A 25,711-nucleotide genomic window follows, 5' to 3' on the forward strand; every position below is an offset into this window, starting at 1 on the left:
TCAGGCACCAAGCATCCGGTCGCGGATCTCGGCGATCAATTGCTCGGCGTCTGCTGGGGTGATATCCAGGTGCGCGCTCAACTCTGCTGTCAATTCCGGGTCCGGATGACCCGACAGCGCTCGCCGTATGCGCTGCGCGAATATCGCGTCTATCGGGGCCGGACCGGGCTCGCCCACATCATCGCGGGGGCGGGCTCCGGAATCTCCGACCGGCATGTCCGTCAACATCGCCCGCCGCGCGAACACCGCACGCGCCTCGGTGAGCGCGGCCAGTTCGATGCCCAGCTCCCGAGCGGCCTCTGCGTCATCGGGTTCGACCCCGGTTTCCGAGAATCGCCTGTCCTTATATTTGTCGGCCGCGCTGATCAATCGTCGTGTTCGCTCGTCCACGTCCGGATAGTGAAGCTCGAAGTGGGCTCGACGCACAGCATTATGGGCCGCGGCCCAGGCGGCTAGGGTGAAGTCGAACGAAGGGATAAAATTGAGGATCGCCTTCATAATGGCTATTCGGGCTACTTGCGCGAATTCATTGCGCAACTCGTGCGGAACTCGCCAGCCGAGCGCCACCTCTTCCGCGATCGAATCGTACCCCGCGAATATTTCATCGAGAATCCGTTGTTCCTCGTCCCGCCTCGTCTCGATCAACTCCCAGAACAAGCGATTATCACGCCAGGTCGCTCCGGAATCCACTTCGGGATAGAATCGCCGCAGTGCCGCAACAAGCATTTCCTTCGGCATGTCGAGAAAGTCCCGGATGGTTCGAAGCATGAGTATTCCAGGCTTCCTGTCCCGCTCCGCCCTATAAATCCACTGCCGCGACATCCCGATGAATTCGGCAAACTCGTATTCGGTCATTTCGCAGCATTGCCGAATCCCTCTCATCCAGCCGTGAACGGATTCGTAGCGTCCAGGAGGTGGAATATCTGTTGCACGGGACGATCCGACACGGTGTTCGAGATACTGGCGAGGCACTTCCACTTCGTCTGCCAATTGCGTCCACCGGCGTCGCTGCCGAGCACCGATGAGATAGAAGCGCTCCAGCGCTGCCGCCAGGGCCTCGTTCGAAATTCCCAGAACATCTCGTAGCGCACGGAGGAATGCCGCATTCGGCCTGATATACAGCTCGAATCCGCGAATCGACGACTGTTCGGTTCCGATACGCGCTGCCAATGCTCGTTGCGTCAATCGGTGGTACAGACGTACCGCTTGCGCCCAATCGTGCACCGAGTCATAGACATCCGAGTCGGGGACCGCTTCCCCGGCGGGATCCATTCGATAGCTGTATCCCCAGGACAGCGCCAGATGGTTCCATGGGCCTGCGCGATGCAGCACGTGATCGTATACCCGCAGCAAAACGAGGTCATCGAGTGGACCGCTCGAACCCTCCAGGTGCCGACGGATCGTCATTTGACTGAGTCCGAAGACGCGTGCCAGCTCTGATATTCCGAGTCCGTTCAGACGCTGGAAGTAGCGCAGGTACTCCGCGAACGATCCGACGGCGAGCAAGCTCGGAAAGGTAAGCGACTCCCTCGGGAGGGAGAAAACCTCGGCGATCTCCGCACTGATCACGCAGTCGGGCAGCACATCAACAAGATCGTCCACATCTTGATGCCCGGGAACCCGGGCTCCGCGCTCCCACTGTTCGATGTCGAAGTACGTTTTCCCGCTCCGGGTGGCCAATTCTGTTCGGGACCACCCCGCGGCCAAACGCAGGAATCGTAGATATCCGGCGATTCGAGAATAGCCTTCCGGATATGCGGCTATGCCATCGTGGGCATGTAGCTCCGGGTAGTGTCGTGCGGCCTCGGAATACGTGACTCGGGCACCCGGAACTCGGCGCAGCAGCGCGCGCACCTGCTCCGTGCTCAATTCTGTCTCGCCTCGCTCGGCGGCGGCCCATGTCCCCCGTGGCGCGTCGATCAATTCGTCCATTCGTTCCGGCGTCACGCACAGGAACCGGCGTATCGCCGACAACCAGGCTGTCGTGCCACTCGCGCCAGGCCCCGGGAACTGTCCGGTCGGCATCGCATTGTGAGCGGCAGGGTCCAACCCGGCGCGCGTCAGCCACCGATCCACCTGGGAATTCTCCAAGTGGTGCATCGCCACATAGTCGGTGAGGCTCTGCCGCGGCTGCCCGGATTCGTCTGCCAGGCGTGCCCGATACCACTCCACGAACCGCCGTTCTGCTGGAGACGACAGAGCATCGAATATGCCCTCACTCAGATAGATCGACAACAGTTCCGGAGCAAGTGGCCGGGCCAGCCGAATGCTGATCCGGTGCAACGATGCGTCGACCTCGCTGATACTCGAGCCGGTATCCCGTGCGATCTTCGCCTTGTCGTACAGCAGGACGAAATGCCGTTCGAAAAGGTCCCGTTCGGCGTCGGACAGCACCGTCGGCAAGTGGCGAACTACCAACGGGTAATCCCGGGTCGCCGCCACTTCGACCAGTCGCATCGCGATGTCGTCGACGCTGTCGAGTGCTATCGCCATCCGCCGTATCGCGGTGCGCACCACGTATTCGACCGTGGACACACCGATCCATCGCACCGCGACCCTGCCATGCCGGGACGTCTCCGAGTCCCCGAACCTCGCGAGGAGGAAGTCCCGCCAGTCGTCGGGCAGTTCGGCGAACACGCGCTGGAACTCCGCATCACCGGCCCGCGTCAGTACATCTCGCTCCTGCTCCGTTGCGGCCTGCTCCAACGCTCGCCGGAGCTGGACATGCCGCGCATGCTGCTCCTGATCCCGCAACACGTCGTCAACCAACGACGAAACCCACTGTTGCGCATCAGCGTCTTCGGCCAAAGCTTCGACGCCGCGCTGTGCCCGCCGCAGCGCTTCCGCGGTGAGCTCCTGCGCTGACTGGTCCGATTGTGCGAACAACCAGACCCGCCGGTGCGCTACCTCGCGGAGTTGGTCCCATTCGAGCCTTCGCCACTTCTCCCCTACTCCCACCGGGTCTCGCACCAGGTCCGGCGGAAGCTTCCCGACCCACTGCTCGGCGAGGGCATACACCCATTTCTCGACGGTGTTCTGGCTGCTGCCTTCGACCGCGGCTATCGCGGTCGTACTCTGGCGACGCGCGAAAAACCGGTCGAACCGTTCCCGCTTCGACTCGGAAATCTTCGGCAGATAGGACTGTAGCGCTTCGCGCGCATAGGCGTGCACCTCCCGAATCGCCTCCGCCGCCTCGACACCGGTGCGCAGAACCCCGCCGGACAGCAATGTGGCCAATGCGACCGCGATGTCATGTTGCTGATCCCGAATGGAATCCGCCGGGCGACCGAGCATTTCCGCCAGCTCGAGAATCGGCCATTTCTCGACGAACAGCCTGCCGGCGATTTCTCGATCTGTTTCGGGGAGTTTCGGAATGCAAAGCTGCAGCTCGGTGCGCGATGCCGCACGAACCATTCGCAGCTCATCGCCACGGCGATGATAGGGAATATTGTCCGGCGGTACGTTCACCGCCGGAACCGGCGACGGGTGCGGTGCCGCGGCGGATGCCATATCGAGGATGACGCCGGAACGCACCGCTCGGTAATGGAGCCGGCGCTTCGCGGCTTCGACCCGTTCCCGGGTTTCAGCGCCTACCCCCGCACGGTTACCGAATACTTTCTTGACGGTCCCCAGTGACACCCCGCATTCCCGAGCCACGTCGTCCCGGGTAGCTCGGCGAAGCACACCACCACCGGTGTACCGCTCGGGAAGATCCGGCGGCAGCATCTCGACCACCATGTTGGCGATCTGGTCGAGACTTTCGTAGACCCGCCGTCGGTGCTGCCGCTTGGCGGCAACCATCTCGTCCACCGTCTGCCGGTTCACGAAATACCGGTCGAAGTCGTCGAGTTGCTCCGGGGCGATTTCGGCCAGTTTCCTTCGGCAGTGCGGTAATAAATGCGGTTCATACTCGGCTACCGCCTCCACCAACAACAACGTGGCATTGTCGCCACCCCCCGAATCTCGGTGCTGCCGGGCGCCGACCCGCTCCGGAATATTGTCCGGATCAAGCCGCGGGCCGGATCGCATCGACCCACGCCCACCGAAAGCGCCGCTTTCCCCGCCATTCGCGGCGTGCGCCACCACACCGTCGGGCACACCGCGCGGCACACCGCCGAACGGATTCGCCACCACCGCAGGCGGACCGAACCCGAGCCCATCCAACCCACGGGCTCGATGCGGAGGAAGACCCAGCACCGCAGCCGGATCGAACACCACCGGTGGTCGGGCACCCGGACCGAACGCCTGTGCCCGCGAGGAAAGACCAGGACCGAAAGCGGTGGCTTTCACCGGATCACTCGGGTCCACCGGCGGCGCGGGCCGGCCACCGCCCCCAGAATCACCAGTACGCGGTCCGTCCGGTCCTCGAGTAACCGGAGCGCCACCACCGCCGCCATCATCATCGTCGCGGTTTTCGATATCGATCGCAGTCGTCTGGGGGCCATCGGAAACGCCGGTGGCCGAATCGGTTTCGCCGCCCACGGCGGCTGGGCGGGCGCTTACACCCTCAGCGACCCTCCCGGCAGTGTCGTCACTATCGTCACCATCACGGTTTGGCCGATCGGCCGAGTCGGCTTCGGCACTGACTGGTTGCCCGATAGTGCCGGTAGGCCGGTCGGACACCACCACGGTGCCGAAGGTGTGCCGGATCTGCACATACCCTTCGTCGGCCAGCATGGCGTAGGCCCGGTACACGGTGTCCACCGACAGGCCGAGGCGTTCCGCAAGATCCGTGACCGGGGGCAAGCGGTCCCCGACCTGGCGGATACCAGTAATTATGGCGACGCGCAGCGCGTTCACCAAGGTCGCGAGGCGGGGGCGAAGGGGTTTCGCGCCGACCGGTTCACCCGCGATAACCCGCAGCACGGCATGGCGCGCACTGGATTCCAGCTCATCGCTGGGGACGAGCGCGACCGAACTGTCGGGGCCGACGACGGTGGTTCCGAAGCCTTGTCGGGTGCGCAGAAATCCTTCGGCGGCCAGCCGGGCGTACGCCCGTTTCACCAGCATGACCGAGACCCCGAGTTGCTCGGCGAGACTGCGATTCGACGGCAGCCGCTGCTCCGGCAGCAGTCGACCCGAGCTGATCGCCGCCCGCAGCAACCGGGCCAAATCATGGAATGTCATTGTCTCGGAAGACAATTCCGTATCCGATTCGCCGGTCACGAGAATCGGATACAGGGGCAGCGCCTCGACAAGATACGCGTATCGATGGCCGAACTCGACGGGCAGCATTGCCGCGGTGCGCTGCGTGGCCTCGGCCAGCAGCCGCTCGACACTGTCATCGGTGCGCCGCATCAGTCGCGTTATCTCGGCGATCGACTTTCCTTCAACGTACAGTCGAAGCGCCTCCAGCTGATCGGCATCGAGTTGGCCTCGGCCGAGCCAATCGAAGCAGCTTGCCAGAGCCGCTGCGTCCATACGCTGAGCCAGCTGTTCGGCCAGACGGGGAACGATCCTGCGAAGACGATCACGGATCGCGGCATTCGTGACATTGTCCGCCTCGGCAATCGCCGACGCGTCTTGGCCGAGGAACCACCGGACAAAGGTTTCCCGATGCAACGGGGACAACTGTTCGACAAGGCGACACAACTCGTCGAGATTCTCGTCGCGGGCAGCCCGGAGCACAGCTACCGCGGGCACGAGCAGCCCCTCGGACACCGCAAGCACCACACCGCCACCCGCGAGCAGCTCCGCCAGCTCTTCTCCACCGATCGGCATAGCCGCATCATCGGGTCGCTCATCCAGTTCGGCCCCGAGTTCAACCGCCAGCTGACGCAGTCCTTCCCCCATCAGACCGGTGACCACATTCGCACCGACCCCCATCGCCCTGGCCGCCGCCTCGACCGGCATGCCGTCCCCCATGAACAGCAACATCAGCACTCGACGCCGCCCATCGGTGAGCGCGGCGACAGCATTCCGGAAGTCCCGATCATTCGCCGCAACCAACGCCGCACGCTCCGCGCCCTGCGCCACTGCTTCCAGGGCGCGACGGAACCGGACATGCCGCACGAACTTGGCCTGATCCGCCAACACACCATCAGCCAGCGACATAATCCACCGGCCCACATCCCGGCCATCGCCGAGCTCACCGATACGGGCGTCAGCGCGCCGGAACACCTCCGCAACCAGATCGCCGGCGACCCTCGGATTGCCCACCACGGCCATCCGCCGCACCACCGTCGCTTCGAACCGCGCACGCAGCCGGCCGGCAGCGACCGACGAGTTCTCGTCGGCAGGCGGGGAATCCCGCGGCGGCGCACCCAACATCAACCGAGCTTCATCGGTGAGCTCGACGGTCTCGACTGTCCGTTGGTTCACCGTGTCCACCGCGCCGACAGACACCGAAGGCCGCTCCCGCCGGCGGTTTTCATCGGTGTAGGCGCCGGTCTCCTCCGTGTAGGTCGCCGCGTTGCGGCCGTGGTCGGTGAACAACGACAGCTGCACGCGCCGGCCCCCCACCGGACCGGTCACCATCACCCCCAGAAAGCCGCCGCCGTACCCCGGCCGCATCAACACCGCAGTCCAATCGGACATGGATTGCACTGCATCAGCAGCGCTCTCACCGTCCCGCCAACCCTGCGGCACCGCACACAACCGCCGCGCGACATCCTCCCGCGCCGCGTCGCCCTCGACCAGCATCAACAACACATCGGTCTTCGCCGGCTCATCCGCCAACCCCACCGACAACACGGCCGTCCCAGCATCATCACGCACAACCAACCGACCGACGCCCACCTCGGCAACATCGAGCCGGAAGCCGTCGCGACGCGACAGCTGCTCCAACACCTCGACAACAAGCATTTTGGTATCGGCGTCGACACCGGAGATGCGGTGCACCAACGCGGCAACCGAACTATCGTCGGACGACGCCGTCGGATCCTGGCCAGGATCGCGTGCAACGCCCGGTTCGTGCCCGTCGTCGCCACCTTGGACCGGAGCTTGCGGCGCTCCGGTGTCCTGACCGTCGGGCGCGACCCTGGGCAGAGCAGGTACATCGGACTCCTCGAAGGCACCGGCCCCCGGGTTGTTCTGGTCGGCGGCGTGCGCCACCACACCGTCGGGCACACCGCGCGGCACACCGCCGAACGGATCCGCCACTGCCGGTGACGGACCGAACCCGAGCCCATCCAGACCACGATCTCGCCCCGGCGGAAGGTCCAGCACAGCCGAATCGAACGCGTGGGGCGGTCGGACGCCCGGGCGGAATGTCCGACCGCGATCGACGTCACCGGGAGCACGAATTGTGTCGCTGTCCTCAGTGACAGAGTCGGAATCCACAGCAGACAGCTGCGCCCCTGCTCCGGCTTGCGCTCGGTGCAGCTCGGCCTGATCCAACGCTCCCGTCGTCGCCGCACCGGATGCCGACGGGCCGGTGCCCGTAGATCCGGCAATCGGCCGCACCGGTCGGTCGGATTCGCGTACCCCGACGGCGGCACGGGGGCGGTCGGTGATCAACACGTCCACCCAGGTATTGCGGAGCAGATCCGACATCATCGCGTCATCGTTGACCGTCCACACCATGGCGAGCAGGCCGTGCTCGGCGCACAGGCGCAGCACCCTGGCGCGGGCAGGCAGGTGATGCACGGCGACACCCGAGGCCCCGCAGGCTCGGATGCGGCGCAGCGGGAACACATCGCCCACCAGGGACAGCGCCGTACGTACCTCGGGGAAGTCACGCGAGATCGCGGCGATCGAGGAGTCCCGCAGGCTGGTAGCGATGAACCCGTCCGCGCCGAGCCGCCGCACCGCCAACTCGATCACCTCGTGCTCGTAGCCGGCCTCTTTCAGATCCAGGTGTCCGACCGCGTGTCCGGAAATGAGCGACATGACTTCGTCGACGAGCGGGACCTCGTAGCCGGCCCGCTCCGTCAATTCCGCGTAGGTCAGCGTGGATAGTTTCGGCCCGGTGTGATCGACCCGAGCATCGTGGTAGACGACGAACTTCCCATCCGCGGTGCGCCGAATATCGAACTCCACGAACTCCGCACCGCTGTGCAGGGCATCACGGTAGGCATCCATCGTTGCGGGGGTAGCCTCTTCGCCACCGCCGCGATGTGCCGAAATCGCCGGTACTCCAGTCCCTTCCCGCCCCGGGATCCGTGGTAGCTCCGGCTTGGCGAGCGGCCTCGGCAACGGCCGGGTATCGGGCGCGTAGCGGCGGCGGGTGCCGTCATCGATCGGACTGTGGCGTCCGCGTTCGGGGTCGCCGGTCCCGGATATGAGCCTGCGCTGCCGCAGATTCGGTACGGCGATGCCCGGGCGGTGTCGGGCCAGTGAGACCTCGGCGCCACGGCCGACGCCGATAAGCGCGGTATTCGCCAGCGCTTCCACCGGTTGACCTCTGGTGAACCAGTAGTAACCCAGGTGCTGCCAGAGGCCCTTCGCCAACCGGCGGTCCGCAGGGAATGCCGCGCCGGCCCGTCGCGCGCCGAATAGGGCGGTGGCCGGATCCGCCCCCAACCCGAGGTTGAGCGCTCTGCCACGCATTCCCGGCGTATTCGCACCGAACCAGGTGACCTGGTCGCCGGGTGAGCTGAGCGCGAAAACGTTGTCCGCGCCGATCCCGATCTCATCGGCATGCCGCAAGGGTCCCGCGCCCGGGGCAGCGAGAAACGAGACGGTGGCAAGCCGATTTGCCAGTCGCCCGTCCTTGACCGCGAAACCCGTTGTGGGAGCGCCATAACTGAACCCGAAGAGATGGATATCGGGCGGCGGTTCATCGAACTCCGACGCGACAACCGTGCGTGATGCGGTAAGCGCCGCGATCTCGCGCGCCAGCAACTGTCCACCCGCTTCGGCCAAACCGGTGCCGGCCATCTCGGCGGGCACGCGCGGTCCGTGTGGAGTCCGGTATCCGTTCCACAGCATCGAGGCCACCGGTCGGCTCGGGTTCAGCGCGACCATCGCCTCGTAGTGGTTGCCGACATTGGTCACGTTGTATTCCAGCAGGGCGCCCAGAGTGGAGCCGACACCCGGCACATGCACCGAAATGTCCGCAGCGTTCTTCCGAGCGTCCTTGTCATCGATGTGGCCGTAGAGCAATATCAGGCGTTCATCCTGCGCGAGCGCGCCGAAGTCGAAGGCCAGCACATACACCGGTGGCGATCCCGGCATGGCGGCCGCACGCCGCTGTGCGGCGGCCAACTGCCGCACCGTATTCCACAGATTCCGCACCGGCCGACCGATGACGCCGTTTCCGCGCCGACGCCAGTGTTCCAGCATCCGCCCGATGAACACGCAGTTCGCCTGGTGCCGCGCCGCCACCGGAATACCGTCGGCATTGCCGATCTGCCGCGGATATACCCGGATCAGCGCCCGCTGTGCCTCCGACAGCGTGGAGGAATCGTTCGCCCCCAACCCATGCCACCACCGCGCCACCGCCATCGCATGGTCCTCGGCAAGCAGCACCGGCAGCAGCAAGCCCGAATAGTTATCGTGCAGTAGGGATTTCGGGTCAGCTCCAGACCCCCACTCGTCCAACGCGGCCCGGGCGAGCCTACGCTCTCGCCCGGTGACCGGCGGGTCTGCGGGCAGGACCGCCGCCAGATCCGCCGGATCCGGTGGCCCGGACAGGCGGGCGCCATCCAGGCGGGCGCCGATGAAGAATTCCCCTCCCCCCGACGCGGACACGTCTTGTTGCGGGACATCACCTTCCCGCAACACAAAACCACGCACTTCCACCGCGGCATCCACCATGGCCGCCGCGTCCCGCATCCAATGGTCGAAGGCAACCTCCCGCCCATCTTCGACCACTACCACCCCCTCCCGCCCTGCCTTCACCCCCACTGCATGCGCCGTGCCGTCGCCGAACACCAACACCGCCACCACCGCAGCCTTGCGCCCCTGTGCCCGCTCCGCCGCGACGAGATCCCGCACCCGCGCAAGCGACCCGAACCCGCCAGGATGCCAGGCCTTTCCGACGACACCCGGCGCGTCCCAACCCCATACCCCCTGCAAGCCGGCATCGAAGTCCGTCAGCCACTCCGGAACCGAGACGCCCACTGCCGCCCACATATCCCGCGCCGCGGTGGGCAGGCAGTTCTTCGATGCACTGTGCTGCTCGCGCCCTGCGGCATCAGGCCGCGCATACTCGGCGACGGCTGTCGCGCTCGTGTCGTCGACTCCTTGCACAATCGCTTCGGAGACGGCGATGGCCCTCTCCCACATCCGCCCCAGGAAATCCGTGCGCCACCGACCCAGTCCCTCGGCCTTCGCGCGACTCGCGAATATCCGCTGCGGGGACATCACGCCGGTCGCCGAGGCGTGGACCACCCGTGCCGGGTCGGTCAGCGGCAATGCCGGATCGGCCCCGCCCGCGATTGTTCCCTCGGCGAGAGCTTCCACCGGATCGAATCGGCGAATACGGCCGAGTTCGCGGTCACCCATCCTTCTGAAAGCGCGACCCGGAAGCCGCCGCCGCCATGCCCGGTAGGTGAGAAGAGGCGGGATCAAACCCTCCCGCCGATAGTATTCATATGCTTCTTTCAGAGCCGCGGAGAGCTTCCGGCTCAGCGCCCAGTCCCCGTCGTCATCCACCACATGGACGAATTCGTGATAGGTGAGGTGATAGATCGCACCGCCGACGCCTCGTGCCCAGTATCGTTGCGCGACATTGAGCGCCAGCATCTTCTCCGCTTGCTGCAGATCGATGATCCTCGCCTTGTCGAGCCTGATCCATGCGGAGTGGTCCCTGACCCCCGTGCCTCGGGTGCCACGGCTTTCCTGGTATGCAACGGTTTTGGGCGAGCTGGCTTTGTCACCGAGATCCGCGATTTCGACGGTGCGCAGGTTGAAGCGTCCCCCGAATTCCGCGATCCGGTCGCGCAGAGCTCGGTCGATGGATGCCACGGCCTTCGGCGCGATTTCGTCGATGTCCCAGCCCACCAGCCGGATGTGATGGTCGTCGTACAACCTTTGGACAATTCGGGCCTTGACCGCATACGCGTCCAGAGGCTGCCGCGCTTCGGGAACCTCGGCCGCCGCCCCGTGGAAATCCGCCCAAACTTCACCCCACTGCTCGATATCCGACCGGTCGGCCACGTTCAGCAGCGCCGCGACATGCGTCCCCACCTCACCGCGACTGTGCAGCGGGACATGCCACGTCGTTTTCCGCCGGTAGCCGCGTTCGGGACCGTTCTGCGCGCATTCGACGGACACATGCAGCTTGCGTACACCGTCGGCCGTAGTGGACGCCCGAACCTCGAGCACCGCCATCGGTTTCCGCAGGACGGCCGCTCGGACGTCGGTATCCCGCCTCGCTACCGATTCGGTGATCCTGGCGAAATAATCCAGCACATCGGTGGTGGCCGTGCGCATCAGCTCGGCCGCCGCATCGATCTTGGCCGGATCCAGCCATCCCTGCCTGCGCAGTTCCGCGGTCAGCTCGGCGACAGCGGGTCCCACGAACCTGTTCTGGTTCGGGCTGAAGCGCAGGGTGATATCCAGATCCCGCCCCGCCGACTCGGCCAACCGGTCGCGCAGCGACCCCAGCGAAGCCGTCGAACCCGGATCCTGTTGCCTGGAGCCAGTTTCCGACTCAGCCGGATCGTCCCGGTCTTCCTCGTGCCCGCTTTCCCCCGACCGCACATCATCCGGGCGCGCATACGCCATCGCCCCGTCACCAGGCGACGACGACTCGGCAGGGTCGAGTGGGTCCGGCGGTAGGGCGGGGTCGGCGGCGAACCACACCGCCGGGTCACGTCGCCCACGACCGAACGGGTTCGCGATCGGATCCAACGGCAAATCCCGGGGATTTCCACCGATCTCGGCGAATACGCCGACCAGACCGGCCGGATCACCATGCCCGGCAGCGGCACCGCCCGCGAAAGCCCAAGCGTTCGAGGGCAACCCCGAATCCGCCGGGGCCAGGGGAGCCGAAACAGCGCCCCCCACCCGGGGATTCGACTCCCGCGGCGTGGCAGCACCCCCACTCGGCGACATACCCGACTGCGGACCGTCGACCGGTGGAGGTGGGTCCGGCTCTCCGAGATGGGTTGCGGTTTCGGTTCCGCGATCGCTCAGTTCTCGCAGCCAGCGGGCATCGGTAGCACTGCCAACTGCGACGGCCCCATCCGTGGGCCCGCTGAGCGGTCCGGTATCCGGTCGTGGTGCCGCGGCCGAGCCATCATCGTCGTCGGGTTCGTCCGGGCGGTCCCCGCGTGGGCCCACTGGCCGTGCGCCCCCGGCTTCCGGCGCCGGCGGCACCATGAGTTTCTGTCGGAAGAAGGCGTACACGAGCGCGGTCTCGAATGCGGCCTGCCGGTTGTCCGTGGTATCGGCATGCCCGCCTTCGGTGCTTTCGTAGAACCAGACCTCATGACCCTCTTCCTCCAGGCGCGCCACCATCTTCCGCGCATGGCCCGGATGAACACGGTCATCGCCGGTGGAGGTCCGGTACAGGATCGGCGGATACTGCCTGTGGGGATCCGTCTCGTGATACGGGGAGATTATGTAGGCAGCCTCCTCCGGGATGTCGGGGTTCCCGTATTCGGCTATCCAATTCCTGCCTTGATGCAGTAAGTGGTAACGCTCGAAATCCGCCGTGGGGACCTCGCCGACCAGGGCGCCGAACAGCTCCGGATACCGGGTGAGCATCACCGACATCAGCAGGCCACCGTTGCTCCTACCGACCGCGCCCAACTGTGCAGGGGTGGTAATACCGCGTCTGACCAGATCCATTGCTACAGCGGCAAAATCCTCGTACACCTTGTCTCGATCGGCTTTCATGGCACTGGTATGCCATTTTGGCCCGTACTCACCACCACCACGGATGTTGGCGGTTACCGAGATGCCACCATCCGCGATCCAGGCCATGCCTTCGGCACCGTTATAGGAAGGCGTCAAGGAGATTTCGAAGCCGCCGTAGCCATGCATGATCGTCGGACCGGTCGCATTGCGGCGACGAGTGACGAAGTATGGAATCGAGGTGCCGTCAGCCGAAGTGGCGAAGAACTGTTCGGTAACTACGTCGGTGGCATCGAAAAACTCCGGTTCCTGCTGGACCAAGCGCAACTCGCTGTCCACCGACCCGGCCAGCAAACGGGTGGGAGTCGTGAATCCCTGTGTGGAAACCAAGAAATCATCACCGCCCGTGAGCGGGTCCAAGCAGATCACCTCGGCAGCCGACATCTCCGGGATACCATCGAGCATCCGACGAGTCCAACCGTCGGCGGTGGGGGTGAGAACTTCGATCTTGGTTTGAACATCCGACAGCAAGGTCAACAGCAGGTGATTCTCGGTCCACCCGTAACCATGCAGAACGGTGTGCGCATCAGGGATGAACAGGGCCTCGAACTTGCGTTCGCCAGCCAGGAACCCATCCAAATCCGTGACCAGCAAGGAGCCAGCCGGGTACTCGCAATCGGCGACAGTCCACGAACTCTTCAGCTCCACCGTCAACCGGTTTTCAACCCACCGCACTTCCGCGTCGGTGGGAATCTCGAGCGGCTGTATCGAGCCATTATCGTGTATTACGTAGCATTTGGTATTGAAGAAATCCAGCCACCGTGCGACATTGTGCGGCCCCATACCGGGTGTGCGCTCGTGCCCGGCCACCACGATGCCGCCGGTAACCTCACCTTCGACCAGAGTTTCGGCCGCACTCAGCGGCGTGCCCCGCCGCCAGCGTTTGGCCATGCGGGGAGAACCTGCCCTGGTCAAGGTATCCGGCCCGAAATTCGTTGAGACATAGACGGTATTTTCATCGACCCACCCGAACCGGTTCCGCGCCAACGGAAAGTGGAACCCACCGTCCTCGGGTGCTATGAATCTCCTCGCTCGGAGGTCGAATTCGTATACGACCGTGCCATCGCCGCCGCCGGGAGACAGGCTGATCAGCGCCCGGTGCTGCCCATCACGCAGTACCTTGGCTTCCCCCCAAACCCAGGTCTGCCCCTGCTCCCCGGTCAACGTGTCCAGATCGAACGCGTCCAGATCGAGCAGCACATCCCATATCGGTTCGCGATCGAGGTAGCTCGCAACCTGGGTCCGCCGCCATATCCCCTTCGGATGCTCGGAGTCACGCCAGAACTCGTAGAACCAATCACCACAACGGTTCGGAATCACGATGTGGTCATCGCTGTCGAGCATGGCGCGGATTCGCTGTTCCATTTCGGCGAATTCCGGTGCGGTTGCGAACTGCGCGACCGTGCGTTCGTTGCGCTCGCGAGCCCAAGCCAATTGGCGCTCGCCTTTGACGTCCTCCAGCCACAAATACGGATCGCCGTCACCGGATGAGTCAAGCTTGCCGGCACTTGGTTCAGAGGTCGACTCCCGCGAGACCGACGATTCGTTCTCGCGGCGCTGCGCGAAGGTGCTGTTACCCCGATGCCCGGCACCTATCCGCGGCCACCGCTTGCGCGGCGACGCGGCGATATCGGCCCGGCTGGTTCCCGCATCGCCCGATGGGGGCGCTACGACGACGACAGTGATGTCGTCGACTTCACCTGCGCCGGAAGCTTTCTCGACCACCTCGGCTGCGATCGCGCCCGGCTCACCGGGGTGATTGCGCACGGCCTCGCGAAGCTCCTCGGGGACCGCCCTCGGATCGGAGGATGCGGGAGCGGACGTCGTCTTGACCGCGCCGTCGGTGGCCGTGATCACCACACCGCCGCGAGGCACTGTGATCGTGCCGTCCTCGGCAACCACGGGCGCGTCGATGTCATCCGATACCAGAACAGTGGTGATGTACTCTCCCGGCACGATATCTTCGCCCGGCCCCGCCGGGATCCGCTCATCGCGGCCGAGAGCGTATTCGATGACATTCGGCTGATCTGCCAGCCACGGGTTCCGTTCCAGCGCCTCGCTCTCGGATATTCCGTTCTCCCTCACGAAAACCCGGAGCGGCGAGTGGTCGTCGGTCAACCAGATGGCATGCCTGCCATCGGCGGACACCCAAGCCACCCGGCTGTCCCCGACCCATCCGACAGTGAGCCGATCCGCTTCCGCGACCACGACCGCGGCCGTGCACTGCGGCTTGTCCCATACCTCGGCATACTCGGGCCGCCGGCCGAGGGCCTGCACCTTCAGCTGTAGATGATGCAGCGCGTCCTGCATCACCGCTACTCGGGAGAGCTTGCGCCCGAATCGTGCCCGTGACCATTTCTCCTGCAGGTACGGCCCGAGTTCGGCCGCGGCCTCCTGAGCGGCACGGTGCCCGTCCGGCGCCCCGCTGACCCCGTCGAACGCACCGGCGACCACCACCGGTTTTCCGGCGCGGGTGAACTCCGCGACCATCATCGCGTCCTCGTTGCGACCATGGGACACACCGCGTTTGCTGTCCCCGGCAGCCGACCAGGTTTGCCCGGTCAGCCGCTGGGCCTGCTCGGGTTGGTCGACCGGTCTCCCATCCTGGTCGCGCAGCCCGTGATTCGGCCCGAAAGCAGTCGAGGCGGGGCCCCCGCCTGGTTCCCGCTCGGTTCCGGCATCGTCGGCGCGACCGACAGCGAAATCGTCCCCGGACTCACGCCACCGCACACCGTCCGCACCCCGAACACCCTCGACAACCGGGTTGCCGTCCTTATCGAGAAACAACGCCAACGTGCCGGACCGACCCGGCATATCCCCCGGCACAACGAAATCCGAAACAAACTCCCCCTTACCCGGATCCCGCAACTCGAACCACACACGATCACCATCGACATGCCGAATCAACCACCGAGCATGACCCAAATCCCCCCGCCGACCCGACAAAGCAGGCTCGAACACCACCACCGCAATCCCGTCACCCTCCCCCCGCGCATCCAGAACCCGCCCGTGCGCATCCAAACGAGCCACCGCATCAGCCAACCCCGCGACATGCTGCGCCCGACCACCCAGCGCATCCTCCATCACACTGACCAGCACCCCGCCCAGGCCGGCCCTGCCCAGCAACCGAATGTCGTTGCGACCGAACCACCGAGCCACATCCTCGACAACCTTCGGACCGCACTGATAGTCCTCGAGACCATCCGTCGTCGCAGCAGCAGGATCGGTCCACTCGGCCGTCACCTCGGGTTCCGGTGCCGCAGGCACACCCCGAGCCTGCAGCGGGACCTGGGGAGGCTCAGGCGCCGGAACCGCGCCACTCGATTCACCCACTGCCAGTAGGTGTTCGACGCTTGTCCGCAAAGCCGGGTCGATGGCTTCGACATGCTCGGGCCGGGCGGGGGCGTCGGCGTACCCGCCCTGGACGGCCCACTGGATGATCGCGTCGATATCCGAGGTGCCGAGGTTCCTGCGAAGCTTGTTCCGCGCCTGCTGAAACGCCCTGGTGGAAACGCCTAGTTCCCGGGCTGCGTCCGCGTCGGAGAGCCTGCGCGGAAGCAATCGCAAAACCTGCTTCTCGCGGCGGGTCAGCGATGCGAAATCACCTGTCGGGCCGACCGGTTCGACAATGCCCTCCGCGGCCGCATGCACGGATTTGGCGACCCGGGTCAGTGTGCTTCGATCAGTGCCCAGCTCGGCGGCGAGGGCATCGAGATAGGCGCGCACCCTCGGTGCGGTTACGCCGAGATTCGGGGCAATCGCGTTGAGGGACAACCCCGCCGCGACCTGGCGGAGCGCGGTCAGCTCGCGTGTGGTCGGCGCTGCCTCGGCGTGGCTTTCCGGCGCCGCTGTGGCCGGGCGGGCAACTGCGCGCTGCATTGTGCGTACCGCAGCGTCCAGAGTCTGCTGGACCTTGCCCGTTGAGGCGTCACCGCTGGCCGAGGGCGACTCGGGTTTTCCGGTGGCATGTGCAGTGCGGACCTCGGCGGCATCAACCAAGTGAATGGTTTTCGCGATCAGCTGTCCGGTGGTGCCGCTGCCGGTCAACTTCTTCAGGCGGGCCATCGTCGTCCGTACAGCTTTGAACGGAAGCTGCAGTTCCGTCGCGATTGCCTGGTCGGACCTGCCTTCGGCCTTCAGGAGGATGATCCGGCGTTCCTGAGCATCGTCGAAAGAGTGCTCATTCGCCGTGGGCGCAGGCGCGAGGATCTCCCCGCGAATGGCCGCAGCGACCAGCGCTGCCTGATTGTCGACGACGCCGAACGCCTCCGCCAGCGCGGTGTATCGAATATTCACCCACCCCAGTGACCGGTCGAATTCTGCTGCTATCTCTTTTCGGCCGTGACCACAGGCGATCATGGTGAGGATGCGCATCAATTCGGCATGCTGTCGCCCATCGGGTTCGGTAGGGGTGGAAACCAGCTGGTGGATCGTCTTCGCCACCAGTTCGGTTGTGGTCTCCGAATGCGTGACTTCCCTCAGCTCGGCAAGTACCTGATGCACGGCGCTGGGTGACAGGTGTACCTCGTCTACACACTGCTCAGCCGTTTTGCCTTGCGCTTTCGCAGCGAGGATGGCCCGTTCCTGTTGTGTCAGGACGATCGGGAACTGCGCGGGCGCGTCGATGAGCCCGCGCCGGATTCCGGTCGCCACCAATGCAGTGTTGTGGTTGACAGTCCACCGTTCAGCGGTGCTGTGGACAGCGACATCCAGCTCTGTGGCGAGGGCGGCAGCGCGGCTGATCAGCCACGCGGGTGAATGGTTCAGAGCTGTTGCGGCACTCGCGATGGTATGACCTGCTGCGAGAAGTTGGAGCACAATTCTCTGGAGTTTCGGTTCCCAAGGTTCCTGAATTATCCTCTCGGAGACCGCGAAATCGAACACCTCCGTCCAGTTGTCTGCGGAAAGTTTGTGCAGGACATCCTTTCCGATCGCAGAGGCCGTCTGTGTGGAAATACCCAGTTGTTCGCCCGCTTCGGCGTAGCTCATGCCTTGTGATCGCGCTTCGATAATTTGCGTTTCTCGATCGGACAATCGCGGCCGGACCGTTCGACTGGTCGATGCTTCGATAATCCCCATTTCGATTATGCGCCGAAGTATGACGTCTCGGAGCTTGAGGCCCAGGCGGTTGCCGATTTGCTGCGTGTATTTTTGAACGGTGTTGGCAGACAATCCCATTGCCGCAGCACACTGCTCGGGTTTCTTGCCCTCACCCAACAGTACGAGCAGTTCGGCATGGCGTGGTGGAAAATGTATCGGGCGGAGTTGTTTTTCCGCTGCATGTGTCGTTCGCTGTGCGCCTTCGGATTCCGCCCGATCCCCGGCGGCTCGGGCCAGCGCGCGACCGTAGTCGATATTCAATCTCTTGGCGATCTCGACGTACAGTCGATACAGAGATTGTCGAGTAACGCCCAACTCATCTGCAATTTGCGCATCTGTCGATGTGCTCAGCCGTCTGAATACCTCCATGTATTCTCCGCCAGGATCCAACTCGGCGTCATCCTCACCGACTTCATCACGACCCGACCCGGCGTCACCCTCACCGACTTCATCACGACCCGACCCGGCGTCACCCTCACCGACTTCATCACGACCCGACCCGGCGTCACCCTCACCGACTTCGGCATTGCCGGTCCCATCGGCAGGCGAGCTGTGATCGGGTATCGCAGGGGCGTCTGTTTCCGGCTCGGAAAGTCCATCCTGTCCGATATCCACCCGAAGCTGGTGGGCGAGTATGCGGGCAGCTACCACAACTCTCATGCCGTCGGGTTGGCCGACTCCGACTCCGGCAGGCCCGACACGTGGGTGCTGCGGCGTCGGCCAGAGAGCGTCGAGCAATTCGCGTTGGGGGTCGCTGAGGAGCGGCGATTCCATGGCATGTTGTAGCTGTGCGAGAGTCGCCGTCTCGAGAACCTCCACGAGTTGGCCCGGAGTTTCCCTCACCGGGCGGGCCACGGTATCCGAATCACCGAACGCAGCGACCGCCAGGACGAGTCGTCGCCGGAATTCGACGAACATGTCGAATCGCGGAATGCATCCCCTGGCCTTGGCAACGATCCAGCGCTCGATATCGAGATCGTCAGGCAGCTGCCGGAGGGTATACACCGCGCGGGCGAACGCTTCCTCGGTGACTTCGCGTGCCAGCGGTGAATCGCCGTAGCGGCGCGAAATCCATCGATACACCTTGTCGCCGAACCGCTGTTTCAGCAGATCGATGGCCTGCTCCCAGTTTCCCTGTGCATCAATCTCTTTGACGACCAGGGTCAATTGTTCCGGGGTCAACTCCGACTTCGGTGTGCCGTCTGACGGGCTCGATGACGGTTTACCCCTGTTATCGCTCGTGGCCGGGGCCGCGTTCGCACCGGCGTTCCACTCCAGACCGTCTTCTCGATGGTGGAACTCTTTGCCGACCCCGTCGCGGAGGCCGAGTGGATCGAGGGTACCGGCACGGCGGCTCTTGCGGGCCGGCCGATCCCCTGCGGCATCTTCGTCCAGCAGCGGCGCATAGGAGGACGCGGCTCCAGGATCCTGCCCGGCCAGTCCCTGCGACCGCACATCATCCGGGCGTGCATACGCCATCGCCCCGTCGCCAGGCGACGGCTCGGCATCGGCAGGGTCGTGCGGTTCCGGCGGCAGGTCGGGGTCGGCGGCGAACCACACCGCCGGGTCACGTCGCCCACGGCCGAACGGGCTCGCGATCGGAGCACGCCGCCAGTTCTCCTCGGCACCGCCAGACGGAACCAGAGACTCACGCAGCCGACGTAATTCGGCGCCGAATCGGTCCGGCGACGGCGGCCCCGCGCGGGACTCGGCACGATCGTCCGGCAGGCCGCCGATCGGCACCGCCGGGGCGGAGTCGCCGAGCACCTCGCTGTGGTCGCGTCCTTCGTCGAACCGCACCTCGGGGCGACCATCGATGCCGATGACGATGCCGTGCACCGCGGTGATATTCCAGCCGGCCCGCTCGTAAAGCCAAGTGCGGTAACCGCGTTCACTGGACCAGGTCTTTTTCCTTCCGTTGATCTTCTCGGTGATCACCACACGGCCGTCGGCGGTGCGCTCGATCGCGAAGGCGTGGGCACCCGCATCGCCGAATACCATTGCGCCGGCGATGAACCCGGCCTCACCGTCCTGCACTATCCGCAGCGCCGCACGCAGACCATCGACACCGGAGCCGAAACCGCCCTCATGCCAGTCGGCGCCCAGTGCCCGCGCCAGCTCGTCTTCCCGGACGCCGTTGGCTTTGACCTCCGGACTGTCCACGAGTGCAGGCGCATTCGGCACAATGCCGGCCACTCTCTTCACGAAATCCCGACCGGCGTTCGCCACCATCGGGGCGCAGTTCATCAGGCCGCGTAGCTTCTTCGGAAGTCCCCTGACTGCCGGCCGCTGATAGGGGATCACACTGTCGCCGGCAGCGGCGCCTGTATGGCGTTGAATCGCTCGCTGCGGCTTCCGATCGGCGGGGTCGGTGTCCAGCAGCTCGGCTACCGAGCTGACCCCACGCTGCCGCAGTTTCGCGACCGTCCTGACCTCGCCACCCAGCTCGCCGGCAATCTCGGCATCCGACCAGCCGAGCAGGAACAGCTTGATCGCCTCCGCCGTGTCCGGGGACAACAGCGCAAGGCAGTGCAGGAAGTCAGCGGGATCGTCGGCCAAAGCTTCGATGACTCGCGGCCCCGCCGCGCCGCGGGGTCTCCACACCCAGACACGGGCAAGGTTTTCGGCGAACTGTGCCCCGACATTCGCCTGGAGGTCTTCGACCCGGTCTGTGGTGATCCTCAGGTCCGCAGCGGTCTCGGCAACCGAGCGCCCCGCGAAAATGCGCCGGTCGATGACCTTGCTGCGCATGTCGAAATTCAGCTCCCGCATGTCAACCCGCAGCTGGTCCGGGTCGATCCGGCCGAGCGACTCGACCATCCGCCATGCCTCGTCGGCCGTGACCCAGCCGAGTTTCGGCTCGGCGCCGAACAACTCGACCGCTCGACGGACGGCGTGCGCGCGCAATGCGTCCACGATTCCCGCAGTCTCGCCGAGCTCTGATCCGGCACCGGGCGCAGTCGGATCCGGCTGCAGCTGCCCGGATGACGTAACAGGCATCGGTGCGGTACCCGCTGTGCCCGCGAGGTTCGCGAGTGGGTAGCTGCCGGTCGGTTCCTGCCCAGGAGCCAACGGTCGCAACGGATTGCGATCCTCATCGAACACGATGCCGTGCAGCGCGCCTTTCGGCTGCCGCCATTCGGTGAACAACACATCGATGACCTGGTGGCCCTTGCGTTCGTGCACCCACACCCGGCCGTCGTCACGCCGGTACAGCATGAACGCGTGCGCGCCGAACGGCTCGTGGGCGACGGCACCCATGACGAACTTGCCCTCGGCAGCCAACGCCCGCATCTGCTCCAGGGATTCGAAGGGCTCTTCTGCCCAGTCGGCCCCCAACAGCTTCGCGAATTCGACCGGGCTCAGACCTGCCAGCCGGATCTGCTCGTCGAACAGCGATGGGATATCCCCGGTCAACTCGAAACCGAGCAGCCGCGCGAAGTGCAGGATCTCGAGCGCGCAAATCTTCGGGATGTCGTCGGACCGATGCGACAGCTGCGCTCGGCTCGGCTCGACCACGCCATCACCTACGCTCGGAACGGCCCGCGTCGACCTACCGCGCTCGGCCTGTCGAACCGGAGCGGGCATCGGGCGGGCACCCATATCGGGTTCCGGCTCGGCCAACAGTTCGGTCAGCTGAGCGAAAGCCTGATCCAATCGCTGGTTGAACCGGAGTTCGGCATCGGGGGTGTCCATCACCAGCCGCTCGAACGCCACCGTCTCGAGCTGGTCCGCGTCGGCCCGCAACCGGGCGAACCGATCCGCCCAAGCGACGTATTGTTCAGCGGCCGTACGCAACCGGTCCAGCTGTGCCACCCGCGACCGCCAGTTTTCACCTTCGCCAACGACCGACCCGATGCGCGCGACCAACCGCGCCGGGTCGATCGGGTCGGTGACGGCGCCCAGATACTCCAGTTCGGCGGGGAAATCCGCGATGCACTCGGCACGGATCGTGAAATAACGCCGCTTGGCTGCCAATCGCTGCCGATGGCTGCCGCGCAGATTGTGTTCCAGCGCATCGAGTTGCGCGGCCCGCTGCGCCGCGATCGGATCCGCACGCAGTTGCGCCCGCAATCCCACCAGCATGTCGCCGAGCCGCGGCCGAGGTGCCGCCGGCCCGGCCTTCGCAGTCCGCGTGAGATTTGCGAGCAGATTGTCGAACAGGCTGTTCAACTGGTGGCGTGTGACGAGTTTCGCTTCGTCCGTGGGAGCCAGGGCGACCGCGAGATCCGCCCCGAACAGCTGGCCGGCGAGCTGATCAAGGGTGGCCGCCGCCGAAGCGAAGTGTACGAAGGCATCCCGGGTGTCGGTCTGCTCGTGCATACCCGTCGCGGCGTCGCGCAGCACCCGTTCCACGCCGACGAGTTGGGTAAGGCGGGTGTCGGCTCGCTGGATGGTGGCGAAGGCCAGCATCGCCTCGAACAAGTTCAGGAAGACGAGATCATCATGGATGTCATCGGTCGGCTGGGAACGGATCGACTGATCCAAATCCAGCCACACTTGCCGAGCGATCATCGGGTCGGCGAATACGTCGACAGACATTCCGTGACGCGCGGCGACCTGCGGCATCAGCTCGCGGAATCGCTGTTCCCAGTCCGCACGCACCAGCGAACCCTGCGCCGATAGCTCATCCAGGCTGGTGAGTGCGTCCTCGGCCAGTTCCCGCAACACAGCCTTCGCCTGGGCACGGCGCTCGACTTCCTGGAAAGCCAACGTCACCAACGACTTTCCGAGATCGGGCTCTTGTTCCCGCGGGTCGTCCGCCGCATGCGTGTTGATCACGACCCGCGGCCGCTGCTCGGACCGATACCGCTGCTCCAGCAACTCGGTGACGCGCTCGACAAAGGCCGCGAGATCCGGCCCCCGCCACACCAGCGTCGCTACCGCCGCCGCGTCGTCGTCGGGCAACCCCAGCTCGGCAACCGACGTGTTCTGCCGGTCGAGGCCGCGTATCAGACTCTCCCGCAGCGAGATCGGGTTCGTGCGCCCCACGGTCGCATGGACCTCGATCAACTGCGCGGTATCGAGGTCACCGAGCACAACCTCCGCGCTGCCGCCCCACCCCAGCGACAGCGCACGCGGCTCCGGGAAATTCCCCACCTCGCTGGAAAGCCAGCGCAGCAGCACCCGCAGCTGCCACAACTCCTGTCGCCGTTGCTCCCGCAGCTCGCCCGGCTGCGCCGGCACCGCACGCTCGAGCTGGGCCAGCTGTGCCTCGAATGGATACAGCCACGGATCCTCTAGCTGCGGATCACCGTCGAACTGGGTTCGCATCTCGGGCATTTCGCACGCTTCGAGCACGATGTCCACCCCGGCATCGTGACCGGCGAGCAGCATCCGTGCCCGACTACCGGTGAGCGCCTCCCTGGCCGCGTTCATCGACGCCACCCGATCAACCAGGTTCCGGGCATCCACCGCCGTCCGGATTCGCTGCGTCTCGCTGTCGGGTCGTGCCGAGGCAAGCCGGTCGCTCATATCGTTGTCGAGCAGCATCACCAATACCACCCGCTTGGACGGCTCCCGCTGCATCTGCTGCTCGAGGTGGTGGGCGGCCGCGGACATCTGGTCTTCCAAGCCGAGGATGCCCGGCACCGGCCCGGGCAGATACCAGATCACCGTGTCCGCCGTTGCCAAGATGTCGGCGGTATCGGTGTCCGCCTCGGTGTCCCCGATGGCCACCAACAGTTGGGTCCGTCCCCCGTCCGGCATCTCGACGCCGTCGGGACCCTGGTCCGGAAGGTACCGGGCCGACAACAATTTGGTCCGCAGCCCGCGTCCCGCGATCTGGTCGTCCACTATCCCGAGCGTCTCGGCGGCCCTTTCCAACTGATGTAACCGCGACAGCTGCGACCCGTCGGACCCGCTGTTCCTGCGCTGCCGCAGGATCTGCTCCTGCAAGTCCGCTCGCGCCCACGCGTCCAGGGCTGCCGCGGGCAGCGCACACATCACCTCACCCAGTTCGGGGAACCGAGAGAGCAGCTCAGCCGGTGAAACCCCCAACTCGCCTGCCCGGGTGAGGATTTCGGCCACCATGCCGCCGCGCCGACGGGATGCCGCGACGATCTCGTCCGGCTCGCCCCGCAAGGACAATGCCGCCGCCAGCGACGACGCCCCCGCTCGATGCACGATGTCCTGCACGGGCGCAACGAGATCGGGGACGGTGGACTCGAGTTCAACCCAGGTGACCGTGCCATTCGCGGCGCGGTCCACCCCGGCCCGGCTGTGGCTCGTCCCGATGTTGGGCACCGGCTGCAACACTCGGCTGCTGTTGTGCAGTTCGATCCGCAATCTGCCCGCGACCGCGCGCAGCACCAGCGTGAGGTCACCGTGGTGCGCCAGGCCGTGAACCAGCTCACGCACCCGGTCACCGATCTGGCCGACCGACCATCCGACCCAACCCACCAGCTGTTCTTCCAACCAAGGCTGAACGCTCGACAGATCGGGCTCAGCTGCCGACTGCCCCGGGTTCCAGTCCAACTCGGCGCCGGCTTCGCCACCGAAGGTCGCCATCGGGTTCAGTCCCCCGACAGACAATTCCAATTCGGACGCGTTCGCGAAGCTCCGTGGTTGTCCGACGGGCGCGGCGACGTTCTCGGTCGGGACTTGCTCATTGCCGGGCGCCCAGCGATTCCGGTTGTTCAGCATCCGCTGGGTGATTCGCTCGTGCAGAATCCCCACCACCGGCGCGAGGCTATCGGGCTGTTGACCGAAGTCGACTTCCCGATATCGAAGCAGCGTCGGATAACCGCGATCCCAGTCCCACGGGCCCGTTTCGTCCGAGACGATTTCCAGGATCACCCGACCGGACGCACCCTCCACCGAATGCAGGGTCAATTCGACCGCGAGCCCCTTCTCACCCGCTGCGCCGATCCCTCGCAGCGATGCGACTTCCACCTGAAAAGCATTGCCTGCCACCGTGCCCGGACCGGTGAACAGCCAATCGGCGGACCGGCCCCGGTCGGAATCATGTATCAGCAGCTCGGCAGGGACTTTTCGCGGCTGGGACAGCCATAGGATGCCCTCGTTAATCCCCGCAGCTCGATGGTGGAACTCTTTGCCGACCCCGTCGCGTTCGGCAGCGGAATCTGCGGGGGAGGCCGACGGCGGGCGCGCATCATCAGGATTCCGCCCGAAGTCCCTATCCGACGGCAACAGCGGCAACTTCTGCTCGCCCCGCCCCTCGACAACCTGACCATCCTCGTCGACGATCGCCGCCCACACCCCGATCGGTTCCGGACGGCCTTCGATCCGCTGCTCCTCGACCCACTCCTCGAAGTCTGTCTCCACCTCACCCGCGCGGACCACGACAACCCGACCACCACCCTTGTGCACCAAAAACACCGCGTGCCCCATACCGGTGTCGTCGTACACCTCGAACAGCACGGCCGCGGCCTTCTCACCACGACCGGCCAGCTCACCGACAACTGCGGCCCGACCGGCAAACCCAGCCGGCCTATACCCCAACGCGGCAGCGATCCGACCACCGGAGACGCCCTCCAGCCCCACCGAACCCAACTCGGACCAATTCACCAACCCTGGACCGTGCAGCTCATCCAACGCCTCGAACGCCACCGGCACACAGTCATTCACATGACCGACATCACCGTGCGGCACCGAACGGATCGGTGCAATGCCGGAATACGCCGACACAGGGCCACCGATATCGGGGCCGGGGAACGGCCCTCGATTACCCCAGCCCCCTCCCGAATCATCGTCTCCCTCATCGAAATACAACGCCAGGTTGCCGCGGTCGGTGTCGGCGGTGACATCGAGTTGCCGGGAGCCGGGCGGCCCCGACAGCTCCATGGTGAACACACCGTCGCCCTCGGTGAGCCGTGCGCCGGGACGCGGACCGATACCGACA

The 25,711-nt window shown here is 65.4% G+C and carries 1 protein-coding gene (cut by a window edge); it reads right to left on the bottom strand.

What is annotated here, in order from left to right:
* Positions 1 to 25,711 carry the final stretch of a LacI family DNA-binding transcriptional regulator gene (locus tag ACQPYR_RS34725; protein WP_433635445.1) on the bottom strand. 92,489 nt of this gene lie beyond the right edge of the window, so 25,711 of the gene's 118,200 nt are visible here — the last part of the coding sequence; its start codon lies off the right edge, out of view; the stop codon is at positions 1 to 3.

This window comes from Nocardia sp. CA-120079 (assembly GCF_050955745.1).
Classification (GTDB): domain Bacteria; phylum Actinomycetota; class Actinomycetes; order Mycobacteriales; family Mycobacteriaceae; genus Nocardia.